The following is a 24454-nucleotide window of genomic DNA, read 5'->3' as shown; positions in this document are numbered from 1 at the left end:
CGTCGCATCAAATGGGATGTGCGCACGCGACATTGGCCAGACGGTTGCCGAATCACAACTGGCCGACCTTCTCTCGCTCGCGCACGGGCGCGTGAGCGACTGCGGAGACGCGCTGCGTCCACAGCGTCGCGCCCTGGATGCGGATCCACATCTCGCCGATCAGCGGCGCCAGGGGCGCGGTGAGCTGCAGCCGCAGGATGTTCGCGACCGAGGCCTTCCATCGGGTGCCGTCCAGCGTGGCGACGTAGGCGGGCTTGTCGTCGCGGTGCAGGGAGATCGTGACGTCGAGGTCGACCCCCGGCAGTGGCGCGCGCACCAGGTAGTAGCCGTTGGCCTCGTCGGCGGGCGAGACCATCAGCGCCTTCTTCACCGCAGCAGGTCGAGCACCGGTGGGCGGTAGGAGGTAGGCGTGACGGTCACCGGAGGTGCTGTGCACTTCGGCAATGACGTGGCGGAGCACGCCGCGATGATCGTGGCACCAGAAGACGGTCAACGGGTTGAATACGTAGCCGAGCACCCGCGCCTGGGTCAGCGCGGTGACGGTACCGCCCGGCAGTTCGATGCCGCGGTCGGCGAGGTACTGGTCAACGCGGGCACGCAGGGTGTCCGGTCCCACGACTGGTGGCGAAAGATGGTCGGCGGCTTCGAATCTCGCGAACGGCTGCAACCAGCGGGGCAGCCGGGGCAGCTCGTCGAGGTCGACGTACCAGCAGTACCCACCCTGTTCGAAGTAGTGGTGCACCGGCGAGCGACTCAGGTGGGTTATCCGCGTCCGGTAGAGGGCGCTCAGCACGAGACCCACGCGAACGGCTCGTGAGCAGGAGCTATCGACTCCTTGGCGCCACCGACGAGGTCTCTACGTTCCACATCTGCTATTCGGCACGGAACACGCTGTGGATGGGCGCCGTTCTACATTGCGAAAGCGCTGGCGCCGCGTAGTGTGCCGATCCGTGGCGATAACGCTGTTTCACAACGGAACCATCTGGACAGGCTCCCCTGGACCGACGATTACGGCATTGCTGGTCGGCGACGACGGCGCAATCGCCGCTCTCGGCGAGGACGCCGTCGCCCAGGCCGAGGGGGCCGTCGAGGTCGACCTCGAGGGCGGCTTCCTGATGCCGTCCTTCGGTGACGGGCACGCCCACCCCATGCTCGGCGGCCTCGAGTACGTCGGGCCCGCCGTCCGGCCGTGCGATTCGGTGGAGGAGATCGTCGCCGAGGTGCGCAAGTTCGCCGAGGCCAATCCCGACGAGGAGTGGATCGTCGGCGCCTCCTACAACGGCAGCCTCGCCGAGGCCAGCCTGTTCGACGCGCGGTGGCTCGACGAGGCGGTGCCGGACCGCCCGGTCGCGCTGCGCGCCTGGGATTACCACACCATGTGGGTCAATTCCGTTGCGCTGCAACGCGCCGGCATCACCGCGGACACGCCGGACCCGGTCCTCGGCGAGATCCCGCGCCGCGAGGACGGTTCAGTCCTCGGCACCCTGCGCGAGTGGGGCGCGGTCGACCTCGTCGCCGACGTCATCCCCGCCCGCGACGAGGACGTGCGCGTCGCCGCGCTCGGCACCGCGGCCGACTACTACCTGGCCAGGGGCGTGACCTGGGTGCAGGACGCCTGGGTCGAACCTGGCGACGTCGAGACCTACCTGACCGCGGCCGAGCGCGATGCCCTGCGAATTCGGTTCAACCTGGCGTTCTACGCCGATCCCCGGTTCTTCGACACACGACTCGACGGTTTCGTCGAGGGGCGCCGCCGCGTCGAGGAGGTCGGCTCGCCCTACTTGACCGCGCACACGGTGAAGTTCTTCGCCGACGGGGTCGTGGAGAACGAGACGGGCGCGCTGCTGGCGCCGTACTGCAGTGGGCTGCACGACCACGGCATGACGGTGTGGGAGGGCGACAGCCTGGCCCAAGCCGCGCGACGAGTGGACGAACTCGGATTCCAGATCCACATCCACGCCATCGGCGACGCCGCGGTGCGACAGGCGCTCGACGCCATCGAGTACGCGATCGAGTCCAACGGCCCACGCGACCGTCGACCGGTGATCGCCCACGTCCAGCTGGTCGACGACGCCGACCTCGAACGCTTCGCCGCCCTCGGCGTCATCCCGTGCATGCAACCGCTGTGGGCGCAGATGGACGCCCTGATGACGGTGCTGACGGTGCCGCGTCTGGGCACGGAGCGTGCCGACAAGCAGTATCGGATGCGCAGCCTCGACGAGTCCGGGGCGCCGCTCGCGCTGGGCTCGGACTGGCCGGTGTCCTCGGGGGCCCCGTTGGACGGCATCGCCATCGGCATCTCGCGGCGCACTCCCGACGGGGAGCCCGACGGCGGGTGGACGCCGCAGGAAGCCCTGACCGTCGAACGCGCGCTGGGCGCCTACACCGCGGGCGTGGCCGAACAAGCCTTCGCCGAGACGACCTGGGGCCGTCTCGTGCCAGGCGCCAGTGCGGATCTGGTGTGGCTGGACCGCGACCCCCGCGAGACCCCGGCTCAGCAGTTACCCGACGTCGTCGTCAAAGCCACGTACCTGCGCGGCGAGCTCGGTTATTCGGTCACCCCTGGAAGGGATTAGCAATGTCGGCAGAAACGCCCGTCGCCCTCGAGACCGAGGGCCATCTCAAACGAGCGCTGGGAGTTCCAGCGCTGGTGCTCTTCGGCATGGTCTACATGGTGCCGCTCACGGTGTACACCACCTACGGCATCGTCACCCAGCTGACCGGCGGCCGACTCTCGGTCGCCTATCTGGTGACGCTGGCGGCCATGGTCTTCACGGCCAGGTCGTACGCGCGCATGTCGGCGGCGTTCCCCGTGGCCGGCTCGACCTACGCCTACACCCAGCGGACCTTCGGGGCGCCCGTCGGGTTCCTGGCCGGCTGGTCGCTGCTGCTGGACTACCTGTTCCTGCCGATGCTGAACTACTTGGTGATCGGCATCTACCTCGAAGCCGCCATCCCCGCAGTGCCCGCCTGGGTCTTCGTCCTGGGGTCGATCGTCCTCGTGACGGTGCTCAACGTCGTCGGCATCGTGTCGGTGGCGCGCGCCAACTTCGTGCTCCTGGCGGTACAGGCGATCTTCATCGTCGTATTCGTGGTCATGTCCTTCCTGACCATCACCAAGCTGGGCAACGTGAACTTCATGGCGCCGTTCACCGGTGACGGCAGCGCAGGTGGAGCCAGCCCGATCTTCGCCGGCGCGGCGATCCTCTGCCTGTCGTTCCTCGGCTTCGACGCGGTCTCGACCCTGTCGGAAGAGGCCAAGGATCCGACACGCAGCGTGCCCAAGGCGATCATGATCGCGACGGTCACGTGCGGCGTCATCTTCGTCGGGTTGTCCTACGTGTCGCAGTTGGCGTTCCCGTCGAACCAATTCGTCGACGTCGACTCCGGTTCGCTCGACGTGATGACCGCCGCCGGCGGCCAGTTCCTGAACACCTTCTTCACCGCGGCCTACATCGCAGGCGCCTTCGGCTCGGCGTTGACCTCGCAGGCATCGGTGGCCAGGATCCTCTACGCCATGGGTCGTGACGGCATCATGCCGCGCAAGGTCTTTGGGCACGTGTCCGCCAAGTTCTCCACGCCGACGTTCGCGATCCTGGTCGTGTCGGTGATCTCGTTGGCCGCCATCTGGATCTCCCTGGACTTCCTGGCGTCGATCGTCAGCTTCGGCGCGCTGATCGCCTTCTCGGCGGTGAACCTCACGGTGATCAAGCACTACTTCGTCGACGAGGGCGACAAGAACGTCTTCAACAACGTCGTCCTGCCGGGTATCGGCTTCGTCCTGACGGTCTGGTTGTGGACCAGCCTGTCGTGGTTGACGCTCGAAGTGGGCATGGTGTGGTTGGTGATCGGCGTCGTCTGGCTTCTGGTCGTGACGCGCGGATTCCAGCGGCCGACGCCGGTGTTGGCCATCGAGGAGTAGCTACGGAATCCGTCGTGGCGTGCCTCCACCCACGTCACGACGGGCCCCGTGGAGGTAGCAGGGTCACGTCGGGTTTGCTCCCGTGCCGCACGACGACGGAATGCGTGGCCATGTCAGGTCAATGGCCTCGTGTGACGACGTCTTTCGGACTTCTTCGCTGATTGCGAATGTCGACACCTGCTACGGAATTCGTTGTACGTTCCCCCTAACGTCGAGCGCACGGCGGCCCCACACCCGTTCTCCAACTCAGGGGGTCACGATGACACCCATCGGAACATGCCGCGTCTACCGCCCAGATCCACGGTCGATCGGGATCGGTGAACAGTGGGGCCGGGCGAGCGCGACGGTGGTCCTCGAACCTGCCGTCGTCGTGTCGATTCACGGCGAGGTCGACGCGAGCAACGCGACCCGGTTGGCCGGCTACGTCGAGCGGCACGTGGCCATCGCCCAAGCGTTGGTCGTCGACGCGACCGCCGTCGACTTCCTCGGTGCACCCGCGATGGCAGCTCTGCACGGCGTCGACCGGTGCTGTGCGGCGCTCGGCGTCGCATGGCGGTTGGTGCCAGGTCCGGCTGTGCGGAGAGTCCTGCGAGTATGCGGCTCAACGGATTTGCCATGCGCCGACACCGTCGAGCTGGCGCTGCGCGATCTGGGCGTGGTCGCCGACGCGGTCGCGGTGTCCGGATCAGTCGCCGTCGGCTGACGGCCAGGCCTTCGCCGCGGCGGTCAGCCCGGCGACCAGCGCCGAGGTCGGTGCGCACAAGCCGTCGTCACCCTCGGGTCCATTGCGGGGGCTGATGCCGCGCACCCGTGGCGTCAGCTCGAGCTGCGCCCCGCCGCGGCGCGCCCGGTTGACGGGATTCTCCGGATGCAGGCCACGCAGTTCGCGGGGGATGGCGTCCAGATCGGTGACGACCTGAAAGCCGGGCACCGACACGTACGCGGCGAGATGTGCGGCCAAGGTTCTGTTGCCGCCGCCGGCGAGCAGATCCATGGTGCGCCCGACGCGGCCGTATCCGTGCAACGACACCACCACGTCCACGTGGTCGAGGAAGGCGTCGAGCAGGGCGGACTCGCCGGCGCGGTATGCGGCCGAGGACAGGTGATGCGGGTAGTTCTGCGGGTGGCGGACGACGTAGACCGACGCGTCGGCGGCCAGCGCGGCTCGTTCGGCGATGACGTCGGTCATCCGTTCCAGGCCGCCGCCGTGGATGGCGAGGAAGCCGAACCGCGAGCGCAAGGTGCTGTCCTCGGCGACCTTGGGGTCGGCGAGGAGCTCCGAAAGGCTTTGCGGGCCAGGCAGATCAGTGGCCGGCAGCTGGCGCGGCCAGTTGACCGGGTCCCACCGGTGAAGATAGTCGACCCAACGCCGAGGCAGCCCGTGGTGGGTGGCACCTCCGATGATCCGCTCCAGATATCCGGGTCGCGGGGCACCCGGTTCGACGCGGGGGTCGACGTAGACCCAGGCCTCGGCGGGACCGTCGACGGTGTCGACCGTCATGCGGTCCCGCCGGTATCGCACCGGGACGCCCTCCGCGCTGTCTAGGACCGACAGATCGTGATCGCTGATCTGCCAGAGCACTCCGTGCACGCGCGCCCCGTCGAGGGGTTCCACCGTGGCCACGCCACGCTCGTTGATCAACCAGTCGTGGTCGGCGAGCGAGGCGGGGCGGGGCTCGACGGCGTCGGGGCAGCGTCGCCTCATCTGCGTCACGTCCAGGTTCGACCCGTACGCGAAGTACGGCTGCATTCAGCCGTTGACCGTCAGATAGATCAGGACCACGTTGAGCACACTAATGACCCCGGCGACCGTCCAGCCGAGGGCGGTCGTGACGCGATGATTCACGTCGGCGCCCATCAGCGCCCGGTTGCTCGTCAACCGGACCAACGGCACCAGTGCGAACGGGATTCCGAAGGACAGCACCACCTGCGACAGCACCAGCGCCCGGCTCGGGTCGACGCCGATCGCCAGCACGACGAGCGCCGGAACCAGGGTGACCAGCCTGCGCAGGAGTAGCGGGTAGGAGCGGCGGAGCAGGCCCTGCATGATCATCGCGCCGGCGTAGGCGCCGACGGAGGTCGACGCGAGCCCAGAGGCCAGCAGCCCGATCGCGAAGAACAGTGCGACGGTGTGTCCCAGCGAGTTCTGCACCGCGGCGTACGCGCCCTCGATGGAGTCGGTGTTCTCGACGCCCTGCAGATTGGTGGCGGCGACGAGCAGCATCGCGAGGTTGACCGCACCGGCGACGAGCATCGCGAGGCAGACGTCGTAGCGGGTGGCGCGCAGCAGATGGCGCCGCGGCGCACCTTCGTCCGGTCGGCCGTGCCGGTCGCGGGCGAGCGCCGAATGCAGATACACCGCGTGCGGCATGACGGTCGCGCCGAGCATCGCGGTGGCGAGCAGGATGCTCTCGGCGCCGTCGAATCGAGGCACCAGGCCGCCGACGACGTCGCTCGGGGCGGGCGGGGCGACGAACAGGCTCGTCAGGAAGCCCACGGCGATGACGAGCAGCAGACCGGTGATGACGCGCTCGAACACGCGCTGCCCGCGGCGGTTCTGCACGGCGAGCAGGAAGAGCGAAATCACGCCGGTGATGACGCCGCCGAGCAGAAGGGGCAGGTCGAACAGGAGGTAGAGCGCGATGGCGCCGCCCACCACTTCGGCGAGATCGGTTGCCATGGCTACCAATTCGGCCTGCAGCCAGTAGGCGACGCGGGTCCGGGTGCGGGAGTGGTCGGCGACCGCCTCGGGCAGGGTGCGTCCGGTGACGAGGCCGAGCTTGGCCGAGAGGTACTGCACCAATCCGGCCATGACGTTGGCGACCAGGATCACCCAGACCAGTAGGAAGCCGTACTGGGCACCCGCGCTGACGTTGGCGGCGACGTTGCCGGGGTCGACGTAGGCGATGGCGGCGACGAATGCGGGTCCGAGCAGCATCACGATCGCGCGCTGCGGCGCCTTGTCCACGAGCGACAACACCCATCCCTTCCATCCGGCGGAGCGAATAGAAAAGTTAGGTTAGACGAAATCTGCCGGGTCGTGCTACCAGGGGAAGCCGACGACCACCCCGCCGTACGGCCACCAGGGGTTGTCGTTCATCGCCGGGGGAGAGGTGGTGATCTGGGAATGGCCGGGGGTTTGGCACTGCGTGGTCGTCGCGTCGAGTTGGACGCACCGTGGGGCCGCCGCCGCGGCCGGCGCGAAGATCACCGCCGCCGCGATCGCCACGGCCGCCGACGCAATCGGCCGGGCGCGCATCTAGCCGCCGTTGCCGATGACCAGCGCCGGACCGTAGAACTCGTCGTCCCAGGGGTAGGTCCAGGTAGGCACGTCCGGTGCCTCGGCTGAGATCTGGACGTTGCCCGGCGTCTGGCACTGGGTGGTGGCGGTGCCGGTCTCGCCGACTTGGCCCACCGACGTGCAGGCTGGCTCGTTGGAGATCTCGCTGGGGTCGGCCGAGGCGGCCGGTGCGGAGCCCACCGCGAACAGTGCGCCCGCCGAGGCGATCAGACCGATGAGATGGCGAGTGCGCATGGCGGCCCTTCGTTAGTCCCTTGACAGCAGATGCCCAGCGTACAACCCTCGTCCGGTCACCAGGGGCAAGTCGAGCGTGGTCCTGATGCCCGGCTCCGCGGCGACGACCTCGGGGATTGCGTTGACCACCCGTGCCGCCGTCGCCACGCAGCCGGCGTGGTTGTGGTCGCCGTGGGGACTGCTCAGGCACAGGTCGAGCGCATAGCTCGGCTCGCCGGTGATCTCGATCCGGTAGGAGCCGCCCTCCTGGGCGGGCTGGGGCCAGTCCGGGCACAGGTCGTCCCTGGTGCGGGTTACATGCTCGAGGACGACGACGGGCTCGCCGTCGACGATGCCTCGAACCTCGAAGCGCAGGGCAGCGGCGGTGCCCTTGGCGATGCGTCCGGAGGCGATGTCGTAGTCCTCGGGGGCCGGTTCGCGGACGTAGGTCTCGGTCACCTCGTCGAGCGTGACGCCGAGACCGGCGGCGAGTTGGCGCACCACCGACCCCCAGGCCAGGCTCAGCACGCCGGGCTGCAGCAGCATCGGGGTCTCGTCGAGCGACTTGCCAAAGCCCATCACGTCGAACATCACGGTGGCGCTGTCGTAGGTGTCGTAGTTGATGATCTCCATGCAGCGGATCTGCTCGACGCTCTGACAGGTGCCCGCGAGCGCCATCGGGATCAGGTCGTTGGCGAAGCCCGGGTCGATGCCGTTGACGAAGATGCTGGACTTGCCCGATTCGGCCGCGTCGCGGATCGGGGCGATCATCTCGTCGGGCAATGTGCCCCAGGGGTATTGGAGGAACACGGCGGCGCTGGCGACGACGTTCACGCCGGCGGCCAAGATGCGGCGGTAGTCCTCGAGCGCCTCGACGAGCCGGTTGTCGGCCATCGCGGTGTAGACCACGCAGTCGGGCGCTGCGGCCAGGATGTCCGCCAGGTCGGTCGTGGCCGTGATGCCGGTCGAATCATCAAGGCCCGCAAGCACGCCGGCGTCCTTGCCGGCCTTGGCGTCCGAGGACACCCACACCCCGGTCAGTTCGAATCGCGGATCGCGGATCAGCTGGGTGAGCGCGTGCTTGCCCACGTTGCCGGTGCCGACCGCGGCGACCTTGATCGTCATGTCGTCGTCCTCTACAGATCGGGGATGGGGAAGGTGAAGTTGGGATGGGTGATGCCACCGTCGACCTCGAGGGTCTTGCCGGTCAGATAGCTCCCCGCGGGGGAGGCCAAGTACACCGCGGCCGCGGCGATGTCGGTGGGATCGCCCAGCCGGCGCATCGGCGTGGCGTCCTCCATCGGCTTGCGCAACTCGTCGTTGCTCGCGAGCACGTCGAGCGCCGAGGTCAAGATCGATCCCGGTGCGATGGCGTTGACCCTGATGCGCGGCGCCAGATCCAGCGCCGAGAGCCGCGTGTAGTGCGCGAGCGCAGCCTTCGCGGTGCCGTAGGCGGCGAACCCGCGGCCCGAGACCCGGCTCATGGTCGAGGTGATGTTGATGATGCTGCCGCCGCCGGAGTGCTCGAGCATCAGTGGGACGGCGGCGGTGGTCAGCGCATGGGCGGTCGCCACGTTGAAGGCGAACGCGTCGCGCAGATCCTTGGTCGAGGTGTCCAGCAGGGGAGCCGGCATGGTGCCACCGACGTTGTTGACGACGACGTCTAGTCGGCCGAAGGCGTCGACCGCGTGCCGTGCCAGGGACGCGGCGTCCTCGGGACGGGCGAGGTCGGCGACCACCACGTGGGCGCGACGCCCGGTGCCGCGTATCTGCTCGGCCACCTCGTCGAGCTGCGATTGCGTACGTGCTGCGATCACCACGTCGGCACCGGCCTCGGCGAAGGCGAGAGCCATCGCGGCGCCGAGTCCGCGGCCGGCCCCGGTGACGATGGCGACCTGACCGTCGAGTTTGAACTTGTCGAGAATCACGCTCGCAGACGCTACTAGAACACGTTCTAATTTGGTGACGAATCGGGCGGGCAGCCCGTCGGAGGCGACCGTGGGGAAACCGGCTGACGACGGCGTCAGTGGTGGTACCTTCCGGGGCATCGATCGCCGAGAGGCGGCGCTCGGGAGGGGGTCGCCATGCGGTTGATCGGATCAGGGGTGGCGGGGCTCTTCGCGGCCGCATGTGTCGCCGGGGCGATCGGCGGTGCGCCGGCAGCGCTCGCCGACGAGAGTTGCGATCCGGCGGTCGTCGTGTGCGACGCGCCGGGGGACGCCAATTCGCCCGGCAACGTCCAAATCAACGACGCGCCACCACCTTCGGCGGACGAGAGTTATCCCTTCGACAACGACTGGTACTTCAACCCCGCCGGCGGCGGCACGGCGTTGCAGCCCAACGACGCATCGCACTCCGGCGGCGGTGGTGGCACCACCGGCGGTGGCGGTGGTGGAGGACATCGATGATGAGAAGGCTTAGTCACGACCGAGGGGACATCGTCATGCCGATCACCAGTCGAGCCGCCCGGCGGCTCGTGGCCACCGCGATAGGCGCCGGTATCGCCGGCGTGGTCTTCGTCGGAGCCGCTCCCTCGGCGCTCGCCGACCCGCCTCCGCCGCCCGCCCCCGGATGCTCTGCGGCCGACTTCGAGGCCGTCGTCGGGCAGGTGTCGACGGCTACCTCGGCGTACTTCTTCACCCACCCTGATGTCAACGCGTTCTATTCGACGCTCAGGGGCCTACCGAGGGACCAGGTCAAGCAGCAGGTAGCCGCCTACCTCGACGCCAACCCGCAGACCAAGTCGGACCTCGACGGCATCCGTCAGCCCTTGCGCGACATGAAGAGTCGCTGCCAGTAGCTCGCTACGTCGCCGGACCACCGAAGGGCACCCCGGCTCGGCACAGCACGTTGGCGAAGAACGTGTCCTCGCCGGTGCGCACTGCGAACGCGGCATCGAGGACCGCCGCCTTGAACCGGTCGTGGTCGACCGGCTCCGGCGTCAGTCCGAGATCGAGGAGATGCCGGTGCACGTGCGGGCTCACGGTGAGCACGTCGCGCGACACCCAGCTGTGCTCGACGACCACCTCGCCCAGCACCGTCGCGCTGACGTCGGCGAACGTGGCCTGCCCGTAGCGGTAGCCGAGGTCCACGCACGGCATGTCGCGCGAGAGCGGCAATCCCGCGTCACAGATGACGAACGTGTCGGTGTGTCGCAACGCGGCGATGTGACGAGCCAGTTCGGCGTGAATGATTCCGTTGCGCTTCATGTTCGGTTCTCCTGAACTGCCTCGGTGAGGCTGGGAAGGTCGGCATACGAGTCCTGTGCACCAGCTCCGCGCACGGCGAGCGAGCCGGCGGCCACACCCCATCGGCACGCGACGAGCAGGTCGTCCCCGGCGCTCAACCGGGCCGCCACCACGCCGGCGAACGCGTCTCCGGCGCCGGTGGTGTCGACGACGTCCGACGAGGGTGCGGGTAGCGCCGTCGTCACGCCGTCGGCGTCGGTGACCAGCGCGCCGGCCGCGCCGAGGGTGGTGACGACCGCACCGACCCCCCGGCTCCGGAGGTCGGAGTGCGCAGCCGTGATGGCCTCGGCGTCGGTGCCCACGTCGCGCTCCGCCACGGCGGCGAGTTCGTGCTCGTTGACGATCAACACGTCACACCGGGCCAGCAGGTCGGCCGGCAACGCCGCGGCGGGTGCGGCGTTCAGCACGAACGTCCCGCGTGCCCGCGCGGCCGCGGCCTGAACCACCTCGACCGGAATCTCCAACTGCGACAAGACCACCGAGGCATCCTCGACCACGTCCGGCAGGTCGTGCGGCCATTCTCCGTTGGCCCCGGCGACGACGATGATCGTGTTGTCGCGTGCGGCGACGGTGATCAGCGCCGTGCCGGTCGGCTCGCCGGCAATGACTGAGACGTGCGCCGTGCGCACGCCCCGCGCGTCGAGCCGTTGCCGCGCCGTCGACCCGCTCGCGTCGTCGCCGACGCTGCCGACCATCGCGACGGTCGCCCCGGCCAGCGCCGCGGCGACGGCCTGGTTGGCGCCCTTGCCGCCGACCGACGAGCTCGTCGAGGTGCCCTTGATCGTCTGTCCGGGTTGGGGAAACGCCGGCGCGGTGACGGTGTGGTCGACGTTGATGGAGCCGACGACGACCACCGCGGGGTGCTCAGGCATCGGCGTCGCCGGCGATCGCACCGGTGATCAGACCGACGAGTTCCGCCCCGTCGGTCTCGCTCATCGACCGGTGGGCCGCCGTGCGCCCGCGTCGCAGCACCCACGCGCTGTCGGCCACCCGCATGACCTGATCCATGTCGTGGCTGACGAGCAGGACGGTGACGCCGTTGGACCGCAGTCGGCCGATCAGCGTCTCGACCGCCGCGGTCTCCCGAACACCAAGGGCCGCAGTCGGTTCGTCCATGATGACCAGCGTCGTGCCCCAGTTCGCGGCGCGGGCGATCGCGACGCTCTGGCGTTGGCCGCCCGACATCCGGCGCACCGTGGCGCGGACGTTCGGCACGTTGACGTCCAGGTCGGCGAGGATCGTCGCACTGCGCGCGATCATCGTCTTCTTGTCGAGTACCCGCAGGGGCACCACGCCCTTGGTCAGTTCCCGGTTGAGGTACAGGTTCTGCCACACCTCGAGATCCTCGATGAGACCCAAATCCTGAAAGACGGTCTCGATGCCGAGGTGGCGGGCGTCGTCGGGCGAACCCAGTTTGATGGCCTCCCCGCGGAAGAGGATCTCGCCGTCGTCGGGGGCGTGCACCCCGGTCAGGCATCGCACCAGCGTGGACTTGCCGGCCCCGTTGTCACCGAGCAGCGCGGTGACCGTGCCCGCGGTGATGGACAGGTCTACTCCCTGCAGGGCGCGGACGGCGTCGAAGGACTTGGTGATGCCGCGCAATTCGACCAGCGGAGCACCGTTGGCGGTGGACATGTCGGGCGCCCTCACTTCTGGAACCTGGAGATGAACGCGGCACCGAGCACGACGGCGCCGACGGCCACCGGCTGATAGTTCTGCGAGATGCCGATGAGCGTGAAGCCGTTGATCAGGCTGGTCAGCAGCACCGCGCCCACCGCCGACCCGAGCACCGAGGCCCGACCGCCGAAGAGGCTGGAGCCGCCCAGCACCACCGCGGCGATCGACGACAGCAGCAGGTCGGTCTGCAGGCTGGGGTCGGCACCACCGGTGCGGGCGACCAGCAGGATGCCCGCCACCCCGCAGGCCAGACCCGACAGGACGTAGGCCAACAGCTTCATCCGCGCGACGTTGATGCCCGTCCCTCGGGCGGCGTCGACGTTGCCGCCGGTGGCCAGCAGGTGGGTGCCGGTCTTGGTGCGGAACAACAGGAATGCCGTCAGCAGCGCGGCGACGATGGCCACCAACCAGAACCAGCGCACCGGTCCGACGCCGTCGAGTGCCAACCCCTGCAGAAAGGGTGACGACACCGCGACGGTATTGCCTCCGGTGAGCAGCAGCGTGGCGCCGCTGACCACCGACAGCGAGCCCAACGTGACGATGAAGTCCGTCATGTTCAGCCGGGCCACCAGCAGACCGTTGACCAACCCCACCACCGCACCGGCGAGCAGTGCCAGCAGCATCGACACCAGGAGGTTGGCGCCGTTGGTGTAGGCGAACCCCAACACCGCTGCGGCCCATGGCAGATTCGATCCCACGGACAGGTCGATGCCGGCGATCGCGATGACCACCTGCTGACCCATGGCCAGCACCATCAGGATCGACGCCGACACCAGCAGGTCGGTCAGGTTGGCGACGGTGAGGAAGTTCGGGGTCGCGATGAAGAAGACGACGAAGACCACGATCAGGCCGATCGGGGCGGCGTAACGTGCCGCCGCCCCGACCGACACCGTGGGCCTTCGGCTCGACCCGGTGGGTGGCGCCTCGGTGACGGCAGTCATCACTTCCCGCCGGTGATGGGGTTGTCGTACGGCTCGAACGGCTGCGGGAAGGAGGCGATGGCCTTGTCCACGTTCGACTTGTCGATCAGCTTGATCGGCGCGACCACCCGCTCGGGCACGGACTTCTTGGCGACCAGGTTGATACACGCCTGGACGGCCATTTCACCTTCGGCATAAGGGTATTGGCTGATCGTGCCGGACAGCGTGCCGTCCTTGACCGCCTGCAGTGCCGCCGTGATGCCGTCGACCGAGATGATGGAGACGACGCCACTCTTGCCGGCGTTCTTGACCGCTTGGGCGGCGCCGAGTCCCATGGTGTCGTTCGCGGCGAAGATGCCGGTGATGTTGGGGTGCGCGCGTAGCAGGTCACCGGTCACGGTCAGCGCGAGGTTCTGGTCGTAGTCCGCGGGTTGCGTGGCGACGATCTGCAGCTTGCCCTGCGTCGCGTCGGTGAAGCCCTTGAGGCGGTTGATGCCGTTCTGCTCACCGGCGATGCCCTGCAGCACGGCGACCTCGCCCTTGCCGCCCATGTCGGCCATCAGCGCCTCGCCGGCCTGCTGACCGGCCGAGAGGTTGTCCGACCCGATGAACGACGCGTAGGACACTCCCGCGGCCTTCGATGCGTCGGCGTCGATCTGGGTGTCCAGGTTGAGGATCGGGATGTTCTTCTTGGCGACGGGGACCAGCGGCGTGATCACGTTGGTCGCGTTGACCGGGACGACGCCGAAGCAGTCGTAGTCCTGCGCGGCCAGCGTCGAGATCTTGGTGTTCTCGCCGGTGGAGTCGGTCTCCGAGCTGCCGGCCTGCACCGTGACCTCGACGCCCTGCTTCTTGCCCTCGGCCACGGCGCCGTCACGCAGCGCGGCCCAGTACGGGTTGGTGAAGTCGCGCGTCACGATGGCGATGCGGGCGCCGCCGCTGGCTTCGCCGCCGCTGGGCGTGCGGTTGCAACCCGCTGCCGTCAGCGCCAGGGTTCCGCACAGCAGGGCGGTCAGGGCGACGCGACTCTGCGCCGCGCCCAAGGGGTTTCTCATGGTGCTTCCTTTCTCGTCGGCGTCACCGCTGTGGCGACTGCCGCTTTCGGGTGGGGGCGGCGGTCGCCCCTCCCGGGTCGTCGGTGGGGGCCTCGCCGCACGAGCCGCGGCGGACGAGGTGGCACGGGGGGTACGCGCTGTGCGCGGGTTCGCCGGTCAGCAGCGCGACCATGGCGTCGACGGCGGCGACGGCCAAGGCGGCGATCGGCTGCGCGACCGAGGTCATCGGCGGGTCGAACAGGTCGAACCAGGGTGCGTCGTCGAAGCCGACCAGCGAGACGTCCTGCGGCACGCGAATGTTGGCTTGGCGCAGGCCCTTCAGCGCGCCCACGGCCATCAACCCGTCGGCGGCGAAGATGGCCGTGGGTGGCTGACGACGGGCCATCAGCCGTTGTACGGCCGTGACACCGCTGTCCTGGCGGAAGTCGCCTTCGACGACGGTGATGCCGCGCGGTGGCACACCGCGGCGCAGCAGCGCCTCGCGCAGCAGGTCTCGGCGTTCCTGCCCGACCTGGGTCTGCAGCGGTGGCGCGATGATGCCGATGCGACGGTGCCCGAGTGAGGTCAGCAATTCGCCCACCTCGTCGAGAGCGGACCGGGCGTCGCTGCGGACGATGGGGCACGTGGCGAGGTGACGGGCTGGTGCCCCGCGGCCGGTGACCTCGACCGGCCGGTCCAACAGGACCATGTTCGCCGCACCGGCGGCGGCCTGCCGAAGGCCGGGGGTCATCGCCGCAGTGGGGACGACGATCGTCCCGTCCACCTGGCGGCCCGCCAGCAGACTCGAGAGGTAGTCGTCCTGGCGCTGGGCGTCTTCGTCGCTGTTGCAGAGCACGATCGAGTACGACTGCCTGGCCGCGGCGCGCTGGATCTCCCCGGCCAGTTCGGCGAAGAACGGGTTGGCGACGTCGCTGACGACCAGGCCGATGGTGCGGGTGGAGTCGGTGCGCAGGGCACGGGCGCCCACGTGCGGCCGGTAGCCCATGGCCCTGGCGGCCTCTTCGACCCGGGTGCGGGTGGCCGGCGAGATGCGGTCGCTTCCGGCCAGCGCCAGCGACACCGTGGCGGCTGAGACGCCGACCCGCTGCGCCACGTCCTGCATCCGAACCATCACCCCGACCCTCACTGTTTAATCGATTAACTAGACCTGACTGTGACACACATCTCAGCAGGGGTCAACCGTCTGCAGGCGTCTCGGCGGCGATGCGCCGGTGTGATCAGGCCTTCTTGGCCGGAGCCTTCTTCGCCGCAGTCTTCTTGGCGGGAGTCTTCTTCGCGGCGGTCTTCTTGGCCGGTGCCTTCTTCGCGGGTGTGTCGTCCCCGGACTTCTCGTCGGAGGTCTTCGCACCGGCCTTCTTGGCTCCCGCGCGCGCCTGGACGCTGGCCTCGAGCTTGGCCAGCAGATCGGATACGTCGTCGGTCTCGTCGAGGTTCTCCGCGGGCTGGTCCTCGACCGTGAACGCCTCGCCGCCTTCGAGTTTCGCCTGAACCATCTCGCGAAGCTGCTCCTGGTAGTCGTCGCGGAACTGATCGGGGTGGAAGTCGTCGGTCATCGACTCGACCACCTGGCCGGCCATCTTCAGCTCCGCCGGTTTGATCTCGACTTCCTTGTCCAGCACGGGAAAGTCGGGATCGCGAATCTCGTCGGGCCACAGCAACGTGTGGATCACCATGACGTCGCGCTTGCTGAAGTCCTTGACCCGCAACGCCGCCAACCGGGTCTTGTTGCGCAGCGCGAAGTGGACGATCGCCACCCGATCGGTCTCGGCGAGTGTCTTGGCAAGCAGCACATAGGACTTCGACGATTTGGAATCCGGTTCCAGGAAGTAGCTCTTGTCGTACATCAGCGGGTCGAGTTGATCGGCGGGCACGAACTCGACGACCTCGATCTCGCGGCTGCGTTCCTCGGGCAGCGTGGCGATGTCCTCGTCGGTGATGATCACCGTCTGACCGTCGTCGGAGTCGTAGGCCTTTGCGATGTCGCGGTACTCGACGACCTCACCGCACACCTCGCACACCCGCTTGTAGCGGATGCGCCCGTTGTCCTTGGCGTGCACCTGGTGGAACTTGATGTCGTGGTCTTCGGTGGCGCTGTAGACCTTGACCGGCACGTTGACCAGCCCGAAGGCTATCGATCCCTTCCAGATGGAACGCATGACCCAGTATGGCCCACGGGGTTACCCCATTTGAAGAGCCGCGCGGTCGGGCAGGTCGGCCCCGGCCTTGGAGACCGTCAGCGCCGACGCGAGGGCGGCATGGCGTAGAACGCCGTCCAATGCGTCGGCGTCGATCAGCTGGAGGCGGGTCCGCTCGTCGCCGCCCAGCAGGTCGAGCGACCACAGGGCGTCGATGAGCCCGGTCATGAACGAGTCGCCGGCGCCGACGGTGTCGACGACGTTGACGTCGCGAGCGGCCACGCGCACGGTGCCCGCCGCGCAGACCGCGAATGCGCCGTCCCCGCCCATCGTCACCGCCACGATCGACGGGCCGAGCGATTGCCAAGCGGCCGCAACCTGTTCGGGCGTACGGGTCGGGTCGATCCAGTGCAGGTCCTCGTCGCTGGCCTTGACGACGTCGGCCTTCTCGACGAGCCGTTCGATGCGGTTCACCGCTTGGTCGTGGTCCTCGATCAGGGCGGGCCGGACGTTCGGGTCGTAGGTGATGGTCGCCGACACCCGGTACGCGTCGAGCAGTGCGGCTGTAGCCAGGCAACCCGGATCGAGAAACCCTGCGATGGAACCGGTATGGGCGATCAGCGGAGGAGCCACCTCGGGGGTGCCCGACAGCCGCCAGTCGATGTCGAAGGTGTACTGTGCGGCGCCGGTGTCGTCGAGTCGGGCGGCGGCGGTCGGCGTGTGCTCGGCACTGATGCTGCCGGGTACGAGTCGCACGCCAGAGGCCTCGACGTGTTCGACGATGCGCCGGCCACGCTCGTCGTCGGCGATGTGGGTGAGGAAGTCGACGTCGCGGCCGAGGCGGCCCAGCCCGATCGCGACGTTGAGGGGGCTGCCGCCGACGTGCTCACCCAGCACCTTGCCGTCACGCTGGACGATGTCGATCAACGCCTCACCGATGACGAGCGCCCGGCTCATCGATCGTCGGCGTTCATCAGCGCCTCCAGCGTTGCCCGGGCGCCGTCTCGGTGCAGGGAGTCCAGTGCCCAGAGGTAGGCCTCGACGAACCGGGGCTGCTGGGCCAGATCGCCGAACAGCGCCGTGTTCTCGACGAAGGCCGTGGGATTGTCCAGCTGCGACTTGGCCAGGGGCACCAGCGAATCCGCGAGGTTGTCCTGGACGTCGATGGGTTCGCCCTGCTCGTCGACGCCCTCGGCGTAACGGGCCCAGCTCGCCACGGTCGCCGCGGACAGCCGCACCGGTTCACCCGAACGCAGATTCTCCTTGATGACCGGCACCAGCCATTGCGGAATGCGATCCGAGGAGCCGAAGCACAGCCGGACGATGGTGTCGCGCACACTGGGATTGGCGAAGCGGTCGATCGCGGTCTGCTTGAACTTGGGCAGGTCGATGCCGGGCACGGGCCGCAGCGTCGGCGTTGCCTCGGTGTCCATGTACTCGAGCAGGAACTTGGCGAACAACGGGTCACCGGCGGCATCGGCCACCAGTCGATAGCCGGCCAGGTACGCGAAGTAACAGAGCGCTTGATGGCCGGCGTTGAGGAGCCGCAACTTCATCAATTCATAGGGTGTCACGTCGTCGACGAGGAGCACGCCCACGTCCTCGTAGGGCGGGCGACCGTCGGAGAAGTCGTCGTCGAGCACCCACGCGGTGAACGGCTCAGCGGCCACGGGCCATTCGTCGTCGATGCCGTAGTCGGCGGAGAGGTTCTCGATGACGTCCGGTGTGGTGACCGGGGTGATCCGGTCGACCATAGAGTTGGGAAACCGCGTATTGGCCGTCATCCATTCGACCAGCTCGGGCTGGGACCGCTCGGCGAAGGAGGTGAAGGCCTTGCGGGCCACGTCTCCGTTGCCCTCGATGTTGTCGCAGGACACGATCGTCGGCGACGGAAGGCCGCGTTCCTTGCGGCGGGCCAGGGCGGTGGTCACCAGGCCGAACACGCTGTCGGGGCCGGCGTCGTCGGTGACGTAGCCGCCCTCGGTGATGGTCAACTCGACGATGCGCGTGGTAGGCGCTGCGATCAATTCGACGACCGCTTCGGGATCGTCGGGTGCGAACTTGTAGTCGACGATCGAGCCGATGACGCGAGCGTCCCGGCTGCCGTCGGGGTTCATCAAGATCAAGGTGTAGAGGCCGTCCTGGTCGTCCATGACCGTCGCCATCTTGCGGTCGCCAGGCAGCACGCCGACCCCGCAGATGCCCCACTCCTTGGCCTTGCCCTCGGAGAGCAATCGGTCGAGGTACATCGCCTGGTGTGCACGATGGAAGCCGCCCACCCCGAAATGGACTATGCCGACGCCGATTTCGCTGCGGTCATAGGACGGCTTCGCGATCGAGACATCGGGCAGGGACGCGTTGTTGAGCTTCATGACTCGGTCACCACTTTCTGGACGCTACCCCGTACCGGTTGGGGGTCGGTGTGAATTCGGTCGGTCGCGGCCGCCATTTCGCCACTAGACGGCCGCTGCACTGAAAGTGTTGTGTAGGTCACATCCACATGTTAACGTGATGAGCATATACACGCGACCCCGAGCATATGCTCACCGATCTGGTGGAAGGGAACCGGAGAACGTGGCGACACCGACGTCGAACGCCCGCGTGGCTCAGCGCGCAGTCCACGCAAGCGCGGCTCCAGCGGAGCGACCCGGGGAGTCGATGCAGCAGCCCTCCGAGGCCATGTCCAACGGCGGCGCGACGCCCGAAGATCTGCGTCTCGCGCTTCGAGCCGCCACGCTCTACTACCTCGACGGACTCACGCAGGCGGAGATCGCCGCCAAGCTCGGCGTATCGCGGCCCACCGCAGGCAGATTGATCGCGCGGGCTAAGGCCAGGGGGCTGGTGCGCATCGAGGTCGTCGTCCCGCCGACGATGAAGGACGATCTTCACGCCGACGAGGAACGAATGCTCGAAGAGCGTTACGGACTGACCGAGGCCGTGGTCACCGGGCATCTTGGCCGCGCGGCAGGTGCGCTCCTCATGCGGCGCCTCTCCGAGAACGACGTGCTGGGCTTCACCTGGGGCCCCGAGCAGGTGGCCGCCGTCACCGCCTTGGCCCCCGGCGTGGCGAGTTGCCGCGTGGTGGTGCAACTCGACGGCGCGATGTCCACCGCGGCCTATCAGACCGGCATGGAGTTCATCCTCAGCCGCGGTGCGGACATGTTGCGCGCCAGTGCAATGCGCCTTCCAGCCCCCCTGTACGCCGACGCATCGACGGTCATGTCGATGCGCAACGACTCGGTGATCTCCCGCACCCTGGAGACCGGCCGGCGCGCCGACACCATGCTGTTCGGCGTGGGCTCGGTGAGCACGTCGACCACGTTGTTCGAGGGCAGCTTCCTGGACACCCGCATGCTCGACGAACTGGTGTCACTTGGAGCCGTCGGTGAGATCGGCGGCCGCTTCTTCGACGCCGACGGCGCGCCCGTGCTCACCGAACTCGCTCACCGCGCGGTGTCGGTCCCGCTCGAGGACATCCGCACCTGCGCCAAGACGATCTTGGTGTGCAGCGGTCCGCCCAAGCACGAAGCCACGCGGGCCGCGCTACGCGGCGGATTGGGGAAGCTGCTGGTATGCGACATCGATTGCGCACGTTGGCTCTTGGATTAGTAGGACGGGCATGAACACACGCAGCAGTACTCGACGAGGAGTGAGGTGAAGATGAAGGTGACACGAGCATTGCGAAAGCTCTCGGTCTGCGCGGCGGCCATGGGGCTGACGCTGACCGCGGGCTGTTCCGGCGCAGGAAGCCTGGGAGCGTCGGACAACGAGGTGACCATCGCCCTGGTGTCCAACTCGCAGATGACCGATGCGCAGAAATTGTCGCCGGAGTTCGAGAAGGCGAACCCCGGCATCAAGCTGAAGTTCATCTCGCTCTCGGAGAACCAGGCGCGCGCGAAGATCACCATGTCGACCGCGATGGGCGGCAGTCAGTTCGACGTGGCGATGATCAGCAACTTCGAGACCCCGCAGTGGGCGAAGGACGGCTGGCTGCTACCACTCTCGGACTACGCGAAGAACACGCCGGGGTACGACGAGGCCGACTTCATACCGTCGCTGCGCGATTCGCTGTCCTATGAGGGCAGCATGTACTCGGTCCCGTTCTACGGCGAGTCGTCGTTCCTGATGTACCGCAAGGACATGTTCGAGCAGGCCGGCATCACGGTCAACCCGGATCCGAGCTACCAGCCCACGTGGCAGGAGGTCGCCGACTGGGCCAAGACCATCAAGGCCAAGCAGATCTCGGATGCGGGTATCTGCCTGCGCGGCAAGCCCGGCTGGGGTGAGGTGCTGGCGCCGCTGGACACCGTCATCAACACCTTTGGCGGCCGCTGGTTCGACGACAAGTGGAACGCGCAGCTCAACAGCCCCGAGGTGAAGAAGGCCGTCAACTTCTACGTCCAGACCATCAAGGACTCCGGCGAATTGGGTGCCTCCTCAACGGGATTCCAAGAGTGCGCCAATCTCTTCGGCCAGGGCCAGACGGCGATGTGGTACGACGCCACGTCGGCGGTCTCGACCATCGAGGACCCCAAGACCTACCCGGACCTCGTCGGCAAGATCGGCTACCTGCCCGCACCGATCGTGGAGAAGCCCAACTCGGGCTGGCTCTACACCTGGGCGCTCGGCATCCCCAAGGCGGCCAAGAATCCCGACGGCGCCTGGAAGTTCATCTCCTGGATGACGAGCAAGGACTACATGAAGCTGGTCGGGGAGAAGCTCGGTTGGGCCCGCGTCCCACCCGGCAGTCGAACCTCGACGTACACGCAGCTCCCGGAGTATGAGGCGATCTCGAAGTCGTACGGCCCGTTGACGCTGCAGTCCATCACCAACGCCACGCCGAACAAGCCCACGGTGCAACCGGTTCCGTACACCGGCGTGCAGTTCGTCGGCATTCCCGAGTTCCAGGACCTGGGCACCCGGGTGAGCCAGCAGATCAGTGCGGCCATCGCCGGCCAGATATCCGTCGACGAAGCGATGGAGCAATCACAGAAATACGCCGAGGTCGTCGGCAAGAGCTACCAGGAGAAGTGATGACTCTTACCGCTGAAACCGAGTCGGACGCCGGTCAGGGGGCAGTGGCCGAACGGGTCCGCAAGATCCGGGAGGCCCAGGACACCGGGGTGAGCCGAGCCGAGGGGTGGCGCAGGCGCGGACCACTGTTGCCCGCGCTGATCTTCATGATCGCCGTGACGCAGGTGCCGTTCCTGTTCACCCTGTACTACTCGACGCTGTCCTGGAACCTGGTCCGGCCCGGCTCACGGCAATTCGTCGGATTCAACAACTACATCGCCGTGGTCCAGGACCGGCAGTTCTGGTCGGTGGCGGGCAACACCGTCCTCCTCATCGTCGGCGTGGTGCTGATCTCGGCGCTGCTCGGATTGGGAATCGCGTTGCTGCTCGATCGCGCGTTCCTGGGTCGCGGCGTCGTCCGCACCCTCTTGATCACGCCCTTCCTGATCACCCCCGTCGCCGGGGCCCTGATCTGGAAGACGACGATCCTCGACCCCAACAACGGCATCCTCAACTGGGTGCTCTCGCTGGTGGGTGTCGGGCCGGTGGACTGGATCGGTCAGTTCCCGCTGGCGATGGTGATGGTCGAATTGATCTGGCAGTGGACGCCATTCATGATGCTGCTGATCTTGGCCGGCCTGACGTCGATGCCGCGGGACCAGCTCGAAGCGGGCCGGGTCGACGGTGCCACGGCGATCCAGCTCTTCCGCGAGTTGACGCTGCCGCACCTTCGCCGGTTCATCGAATTGGGCGTCGTCCTCGGCGCCATCTATCTGGTCAACACGTTCGACGCCATCTTCATGATGACCCAGGGTGGCCCGGGCGTCGCCAGCGCCAACCTGCCGTTCTACATCTACCAGCGGGCCTTCCTCGGCTTCGACATGGGCCAGGCGGCGGCGATGGGCGTGGTGGTCGTCATCTTCACGATGATCATCGCCAGCTTCGCGCTTCGACTGATCTTCAAATCATTCTCCGGCAAGGAAGAGGCGGCCTAGACATGACGACCACAGCCGAACGCACAACGGCGACAGAGGATGCCGCCCCGGTGCGCAAGAAGAAGTCCAAGAAGTTCAGTCCGTGGGGCATGGTGGCCTGGCTCGTCGGGCTCGGCTTCTTCTTCCCCGTCTTCTGGATGGTGCTGACGTCGTTCAAGCAGGAGAGCGACGCCGCGACCAACCCACCGAAGCTGTTCTTCGTGCCGACATTGGATCAGTACTCGGCCGTCTTCGACCAGGGCATTGGTCCGGCCATGTTGAATTCGGTGTTCGCCACGGCGATGTCGACGATCCTGGTCCTGCTGCTGGGGGTGCCGGCCGCGTTCGCGCTGTCGCTGCGCCCGGTCCGCAAGACCTCCGACGCGCTGTTCTTCTTCATGAGCACGAAGATGCTGCCGGTCGTCGCGGCGATCCTGCCGCTGTACGTGATCGTGTCCAATCTCGGCTTGCTGGACAACATCTGGGCGCTCGTCGTCCTCTACACGTCGATGAACCTGCCGATCGCGATCTGGATGATGCGGTCGTTCTTCCTCGAGGTGCCCGGCGAACTGCTCGAGGCCGCCAGCCTGGACGGCGCCAGCCTGTGGCGTTCGGTGCGTGAGGTGATCCTGCCGCTGGTCTCACCTGGCATCGCGGCCACCGCACTCATCTGCGTCATCTTCGCCTGGAACGAGTTCTTCCTCGCGGTGAACCTGACCGCGGTGAACGCACAGACGATGCCCGTGTACCTGGTCGGCTTCATCGCCGGTGAGGGTCAGTACTGGGCCGTGCTGTCGGCGGCGGCGACGATGGCCGCCCTACCGGTGATCCTGTGCGGCTGGTTCGCGCAAAACAAGCTCGTTCGTGGTCTTTCCTTCGGCGCCATCAAGTAGAGGAGTAAACACAATGGCTGCAATCACTTACAAGAACGCGTCCTGCATCTACGAGGGCTCCGACAAGCTCGCCGTCGACAACCTCAACCTCGACATCCAGGACGGCGAGTTCGTCGTTCTGGTCGGGCCGTCGGGCTCGGGCAAGAGCACCGCGCTGCGCATGCTCGCCGGGCTCGAGGACATCGACGAGGGCAGCATCGAGATCGGCGGCAAGGACATGACGGGTGTGCCGTCCAAGGACCGCGACATCGCGATGGTGTTCCAGAACTACGCGCTGTACCCCAACAAGACCGTCGCGGAGAACATGGGCTTCGCCCTCAAGCTCCGTGGGGTGTCGGCCGAGGAGCGGCGCAAGAAGGTCGAGGAAGCCGCCAAGGTCCTCGACCTGACCGAGCATCTGGATCGCAAGCCGGCCAAGCTCTCCGGTGGTCAGCGTCAGCGCGTCGCAATGGGCCGGGCCATCGTGCGTGAGCCCCAGGTGTTCTGCATGGACGAGCCGTTGTCCAACCTCGACGCCAAGCTGCGCGTGCAGACCCGCACCCAGATCGCCGCGTTGCAGCGTCGGCTGGGCACCACCACCGTCTACGTCACCCACGATCAGGTCGAGGCCATGACGATGGGTGACCGTGTGGCGGTGTTGCGTTTCGGCAAGCTGCAGCAATTCGCCTCTCCCAACGAGCTCTACGATCGCCCGGCGAACGCCTTCGTCGCCGGCTTCATCGGATCGCCCGCGATGAACCTGTTCACCGCTTCGGTCAGCTCCGACGGGGTCAAGCTCGGAGACTCGACCTTCGAGCTGGAGCGCGACGACCTGTCGAAGATCAGTGCGGCAGGCCTCTCGGAGGTCACCGTCGGCGTGCGGCCCGAACAACTGGAGATCACCGACAGTGGTGGCGTCGAGGTGGTCGTCGACCTGGTCGAGGATCTTGGTGCCGAGGCCTACGTCTACGCGCATGCCGGATCGGGCAGTGACGGAACGGAGTTGGTGGCCCGGTGCAATCCGCGCACGGCTCCGCGGTTGGCTGACACGGTGCGCCTGCGGAGGCATCCGGAGGGGGCAGTGCACCTGTTCCACCCGACCTCGGGCGAGCGCCTCAACTAAT

The 24454-nt window shown here is 67.5% G+C and carries 26 protein-coding genes; 10 read left to right on the top strand and 16 right to left on the bottom strand.

Annotated features, from left to right (window positions below):
* Window positions 1-52: 52 nt before the first annotated feature.
* Window positions 53-793 carry a DUF1365 family protein gene (locus ABZ195_RS04805; protein ID WP_355216067.1) on the bottom strand — a complete coding sequence of 247 codons (741 nt, stop codon included), beginning with the start codon at window positions 791-793 and terminating at the stop codon, window positions 53-55.
* 157 nt (window positions 794-950) lie between these two features.
* Here ABZ195_RS04805 and ABZ195_RS04800 point away from each other — a divergent pair, with 157 nt between their 5' ends.
* The 3 genes from ABZ195_RS04800 to ABZ195_RS04790 all read left to right on the top strand — a co-directional run bounded on the left by ABZ195_RS04800 (window position 951) and on the right by ABZ195_RS04790 (window position 4625).
* Window positions 951-2576, top strand: coding sequence for an amidohydrolase (locus ABZ195_RS04800; protein ID WP_355215377.1), 1626 nt, complete (start codon window positions 951-953; stop codon window positions 2574-2576).
* A gap of 2 nt (window positions 2577-2578) precedes the next feature.
* Window positions 2579-3922 (top strand): APC family permease, encoded by a 1344-nt coding sequence (locus tag ABZ195_RS04795; protein ID WP_355215375.1) that lies wholly within the window; start codon window positions 2579-2581, stop codon window positions 3920-3922.
* Window positions 3923-4181: 259 nt separating this feature from the next.
* Window positions 4182-4625, top strand: a complete 444-nt coding sequence (locus tag ABZ195_RS04790) for an STAS domain-containing protein (protein ID WP_355215373.1) — start codon at window positions 4182-4184, stop codon at window positions 4623-4625.
* Here ABZ195_RS04790 and ABZ195_RS04785 read toward each other — a convergent pair.
* The 6 genes from ABZ195_RS04785 to ABZ195_RS04760 form a co-directional block, all read right to left on the bottom strand.
* The gene (locus ABZ195_RS04785) at window positions 4608-5672 is read right to left on the bottom strand and encodes a poly-gamma-glutamate hydrolase family protein (RefSeq protein ID WP_355215371.1); all 1065 of its coding nucleotides are present in this window, start codon (window positions 5670-5672) and stop codon (window positions 4608-4610) included. The two genes, ABZ195_RS04790 and ABZ195_RS04785, sit on opposite strands and share 18 nt — an antisense overlap.
* Window positions 5673-6899: an Nramp family divalent metal transporter gene (locus tag ABZ195_RS04780; protein WP_355216065.1), complete on the bottom strand. Its 1227-nt coding sequence runs from the start codon at window positions 6897-6899 to the stop codon at window positions 5673-5675.
* A gap of 66 nt (window positions 6900-6965) precedes the next feature.
* Window positions 6966-7181: a hypothetical protein gene (locus ABZ195_RS04775; RefSeq protein WP_355215369.1), complete on the bottom strand. Its 216-nt coding sequence runs from the start codon at window positions 7179-7181 to the stop codon at window positions 6966-6968.
* Window positions 7182-7457, bottom strand: coding sequence for a hypothetical protein (locus ABZ195_RS04770; RefSeq protein ID WP_355215367.1), 276 nt, complete (start codon window positions 7455-7457; stop codon window positions 7182-7184). It lies immediately after the preceding gene.
* Between the two features lie 12 nt (window positions 7458-7469).
* On the bottom strand, window positions 7470-8561 hold the full coding sequence (locus ABZ195_RS04765) for a diacylglycerol kinase (protein ID WP_355215365.1): 1092 nt from the start codon (window positions 8559-8561) through the stop codon (window positions 7470-7472).
* Window positions 8562-8572: 11 nt separating this feature from the next.
* Entirely contained in the window at window positions 8573-9364 is a 792-nt protein-coding gene (locus tag ABZ195_RS04760) for an SDR family oxidoreductase (RefSeq protein WP_355215363.1), read from the bottom strand.
* A 156-nt stretch (window positions 9365-9520) separates the two neighbouring features.
* Between ABZ195_RS04760 and ABZ195_RS04755 the strand changes: the two genes are divergently transcribed.
* On the top strand, window positions 9521-9844 hold the full coding sequence (locus ABZ195_RS04755) for a hypothetical protein (protein ID WP_355215361.1): 324 nt from the start codon (window positions 9521-9523) through the stop codon (window positions 9842-9844).
* Window positions 9845-9879: 35 nt separating this feature from the next.
* Window positions 9880-10236, top strand: a complete 357-nt coding sequence (locus ABZ195_RS04750; RefSeq protein WP_355215359.1) for a heme-binding protein — start codon at window positions 9880-9882, stop codon at window positions 10234-10236.
* 4 nt (window positions 10237-10240) lie between these two features.
* Here ABZ195_RS04750 and rbsD read toward each other — a convergent pair whose 3' ends face one another.
* The 9 genes from rbsD to ABZ195_RS04705 form a co-directional block, all read right to left on the bottom strand.
* Window positions 10241-10645: a D-ribose pyranase gene (rbsD, locus tag ABZ195_RS04745; RefSeq protein WP_355215357.1), complete on the bottom strand. Its 405-nt coding sequence runs from the start codon at window positions 10643-10645 to the stop codon at window positions 10241-10243.
* On the bottom strand, window positions 10642-11556 hold the full coding sequence (locus tag ABZ195_RS04740) for a ribokinase (protein WP_355215355.1): 915 nt from the start codon (window positions 11554-11556) through the stop codon (window positions 10642-10644). The genes rbsD and ABZ195_RS04740 overlap by 4 nt, the downstream gene beginning before the upstream one ends.
* The gene (locus ABZ195_RS04735; protein WP_355215353.1) at window positions 11549-12319 is read right to left on the bottom strand and encodes an ATP-binding cassette domain-containing protein; all 771 of its coding nucleotides are present in this window, start codon (window positions 12317-12319) and stop codon (window positions 11549-11551) included. The genes ABZ195_RS04740 and ABZ195_RS04735 overlap by 8 nt, the downstream gene beginning before the upstream one ends.
* An 11-nt stretch (window positions 12320-12330) precedes the next feature.
* Window positions 12331-13302, bottom strand: coding sequence for an ABC transporter permease (locus ABZ195_RS04730; protein WP_355215351.1), 972 nt, complete (start codon window positions 13300-13302; stop codon window positions 12331-12333).
* Complete coding sequence (locus tag ABZ195_RS04725; RefSeq protein WP_355215349.1) at window positions 13302-14336, bottom strand: substrate-binding domain-containing protein; 1035 nt, start codon at window positions 14334-14336, stop codon at window positions 13302-13304. Before ABZ195_RS04725 ends, ABZ195_RS04730 begins: the two co-directional genes overlap by 1 nt.
* A gap of 22 nt (window positions 14337-14358) precedes the next feature.
* Complete coding sequence (locus tag ABZ195_RS04720; RefSeq protein ID WP_355215347.1) at window positions 14359-15447, bottom strand: LacI family DNA-binding transcriptional regulator; 1089 nt, start codon at window positions 15445-15447, stop codon at window positions 14359-14361.
* Between the two features lie 106 nt (window positions 15448-15553).
* Window positions 15554-16492 carry a Ku protein gene (locus tag ABZ195_RS04715; RefSeq protein WP_355215346.1) on the bottom strand — a complete coding sequence of 313 codons (939 nt, stop codon included), beginning with the start codon at window positions 16490-16492 and terminating at the stop codon, window positions 15554-15556.
* A 21-nt stretch (window positions 16493-16513) separates the two neighbouring features.
* Window positions 16514-17428 carry a carbohydrate kinase gene (locus ABZ195_RS04710; RefSeq protein WP_355215344.1) on the bottom strand — a complete coding sequence of 305 codons (915 nt, stop codon included), beginning with the start codon at window positions 17426-17428 and terminating at the stop codon, window positions 16514-16516.
* The gene (locus tag ABZ195_RS04705) at window positions 17425-18843 is read right to left on the bottom strand and encodes a mannitol dehydrogenase family protein (RefSeq protein ID WP_355215342.1); all 1419 of its coding nucleotides are present in this window, start codon (window positions 18841-18843) and stop codon (window positions 17425-17427) included. Before ABZ195_RS04705 ends, ABZ195_RS04710 begins: the two co-directional genes overlap by 4 nt.
* Window positions 18844-19129: 286 nt before the next feature.
* Here ABZ195_RS04705 and ABZ195_RS04700 point away from each other — a divergent pair, with 286 nt between their 5' ends.
* Genes ABZ195_RS04700 through ABZ195_RS04680 form a run of 5 tightly spaced genes read left to right on the top strand, consistent with a single transcriptional unit; the run spans window position 19130 to window position 24453 of the window.
* A complete protein-coding gene (locus ABZ195_RS04700) occupies window positions 19130-20080 on the top strand; it encodes a sugar-binding domain-containing protein (RefSeq protein WP_355215341.1) in 951 nt (316 codons plus the stop codon).
* A gap of 51 nt (window positions 20081-20131) precedes the next feature.
* Entirely contained in the window at window positions 20132-21505 is a 1374-nt protein-coding gene (locus tag ABZ195_RS04695; RefSeq protein WP_355215340.1) for a sugar ABC transporter substrate-binding protein, read from the top strand.
* The gene (locus ABZ195_RS04690) at window positions 21505-22479 is read left to right on the top strand and encodes a sugar ABC transporter permease (RefSeq protein WP_355215338.1); all 975 of its coding nucleotides are present in this window, start codon (window positions 21505-21507) and stop codon (window positions 22477-22479) included. The genes ABZ195_RS04695 and ABZ195_RS04690 overlap by 1 nt, the downstream gene beginning before the upstream one ends.
* A 2-nt stretch (window positions 22480-22481) precedes the next feature.
* The gene (locus ABZ195_RS04685; protein WP_355215336.1) at window positions 22482-23351 is read left to right on the top strand and encodes a carbohydrate ABC transporter permease; all 870 of its coding nucleotides are present in this window, start codon (window positions 22482-22484) and stop codon (window positions 23349-23351) included.
* A gap of 13 nt (window positions 23352-23364) precedes the next feature.
* A complete protein-coding gene (locus ABZ195_RS04680) occupies window positions 23365-24453 on the top strand; it encodes an ABC transporter ATP-binding protein (RefSeq protein ID WP_355215334.1) in 1089 nt (362 codons plus the stop codon).
* The last annotated feature ends 1 nt before the right edge of the window (window position 24454 follow it).

This window comes from Mycobacterium sp. NPDC006124 (assembly GCF_040614235.1).
Taxonomy (GTDB): Bacteria; Actinomycetota; Actinomycetes; order Mycobacteriales; family Mycobacteriaceae; genus Mycobacterium.
This window is presented reverse-complemented; position numbering and strand designations above follow the sequence as displayed.

Excerpts from the sequence above, each read along its gene's own strand:
- ABZ195_RS04795 (WP_355215375.1), top strand. The coding sequence starts at position 2,579 with ATGTCGGCAGAAACGCCCGTCGCCCTCGAGACCGAGGGCCATCTCAAA.
- ABZ195_RS04790 (WP_355215373.1), top strand. The coding sequence starts at position 4,182 with ATGACACCCATCGGAACATGCCGCGTCTACCGCCCAGATCCACGGTCG.
- ABZ195_RS04785 (WP_355215371.1), bottom strand. The coding sequence starts at position 5,672 with ATGCAGCCGTACTTCGCGTACGGGTCGAACCTGGACGTGACGCAGATG.
- ABZ195_RS04775 (WP_355215369.1), bottom strand. The coding sequence starts at position 7,181 with ATGCGCGCCCGGCCGATTGCGTCGGCGGCCGTGGCGATCGCGGCGGCG.
- ABZ195_RS04770 (WP_355215367.1), bottom strand. The coding sequence starts at position 7,457 with ATGCGCACTCGCCATCTCATCGGTCTGATCGCCTCGGCGGGCGCACTG.
- ABZ195_RS04765 (WP_355215365.1), bottom strand. The coding sequence starts at position 8,561 with ATGACGATCAAGGTCGCCGCGGTCGGCACCGGCAACGTGGGCAAGCAC.
- ABZ195_RS04755 (WP_355215361.1), top strand. The coding sequence starts at position 9,521 with ATGCGGTTGATCGGATCAGGGGTGGCGGGGCTCTTCGCGGCCGCATGT.
- ABZ195_RS04750 (WP_355215359.1), top strand. The coding sequence starts at position 9,880 with ATGCCGATCACCAGTCGAGCCGCCCGGCGGCTCGTGGCCACCGCGATA.
- rbsD (WP_355215357.1), bottom strand. The coding sequence starts at position 10,645 with ATGAAGCGCAACGGAATCATTCACGCCGAACTGGCTCGTCACATCGCC.
- ABZ195_RS04740 (WP_355215355.1), bottom strand. The coding sequence starts at position 11,556 with ATGCCTGAGCACCCCGCGGTGGTCGTCGTCGGCTCCATCAACGTCGAC.
- ABZ195_RS04735 (WP_355215353.1), bottom strand. The coding sequence starts at position 12,319 with ATGTCCACCGCCAACGGTGCTCCGCTGGTCGAATTGCGCGGCATCACC.
- ABZ195_RS04730 (WP_355215351.1), bottom strand. The coding sequence starts at position 13,302 with ATGACTGCCGTCACCGAGGCGCCACCCACCGGGTCGAGCCGAAGGCCC.
- ABZ195_RS04725 (WP_355215349.1), bottom strand. The coding sequence starts at position 14,336 with ATGAGAAACCCCTTGGGCGCGGCGCAGAGTCGCGTCGCCCTGACCGCC.
- ABZ195_RS04720 (WP_355215347.1), bottom strand. The coding sequence starts at position 15,447 with ATGGTTCGGATGCAGGACGTGGCGCAGCGGGTCGGCGTCTCAGCCGCC.
- ABZ195_RS04715 (WP_355215346.1), bottom strand. The coding sequence starts at position 16,492 with ATGCGTTCCATCTGGAAGGGATCGATAGCCTTCGGGCTGGTCAACGTG.
- ABZ195_RS04710 (WP_355215344.1), bottom strand. The coding sequence starts at position 17,428 with ATGAGCCGGGCGCTCGTCATCGGTGAGGCGTTGATCGACATCGTCCAG.
- ABZ195_RS04705 (WP_355215342.1), bottom strand. The coding sequence starts at position 18,843 with ATGAAGCTCAACAACGCGTCCCTGCCCGATGTCTCGATCGCGAAGCCG.
- ABZ195_RS04700 (WP_355215341.1), top strand. The coding sequence starts at position 19,130 with ATGCAGCAGCCCTCCGAGGCCATGTCCAACGGCGGCGCGACGCCCGAA.
- ABZ195_RS04695 (WP_355215340.1), top strand. The coding sequence starts at position 20,132 with ATGAAGGTGACACGAGCATTGCGAAAGCTCTCGGTCTGCGCGGCGGCC.
- ABZ195_RS04690 (WP_355215338.1), top strand. The coding sequence starts at position 21,505 with ATGACTCTTACCGCTGAAACCGAGTCGGACGCCGGTCAGGGGGCAGTG.
- ABZ195_RS04685 (WP_355215336.1), top strand. The coding sequence starts at position 22,482 with ATGACGACCACAGCCGAACGCACAACGGCGACAGAGGATGCCGCCCCG.
- ABZ195_RS04680 (WP_355215334.1), top strand. The coding sequence starts at position 23,365 with ATGGCTGCAATCACTTACAAGAACGCGTCCTGCATCTACGAGGGCTCC.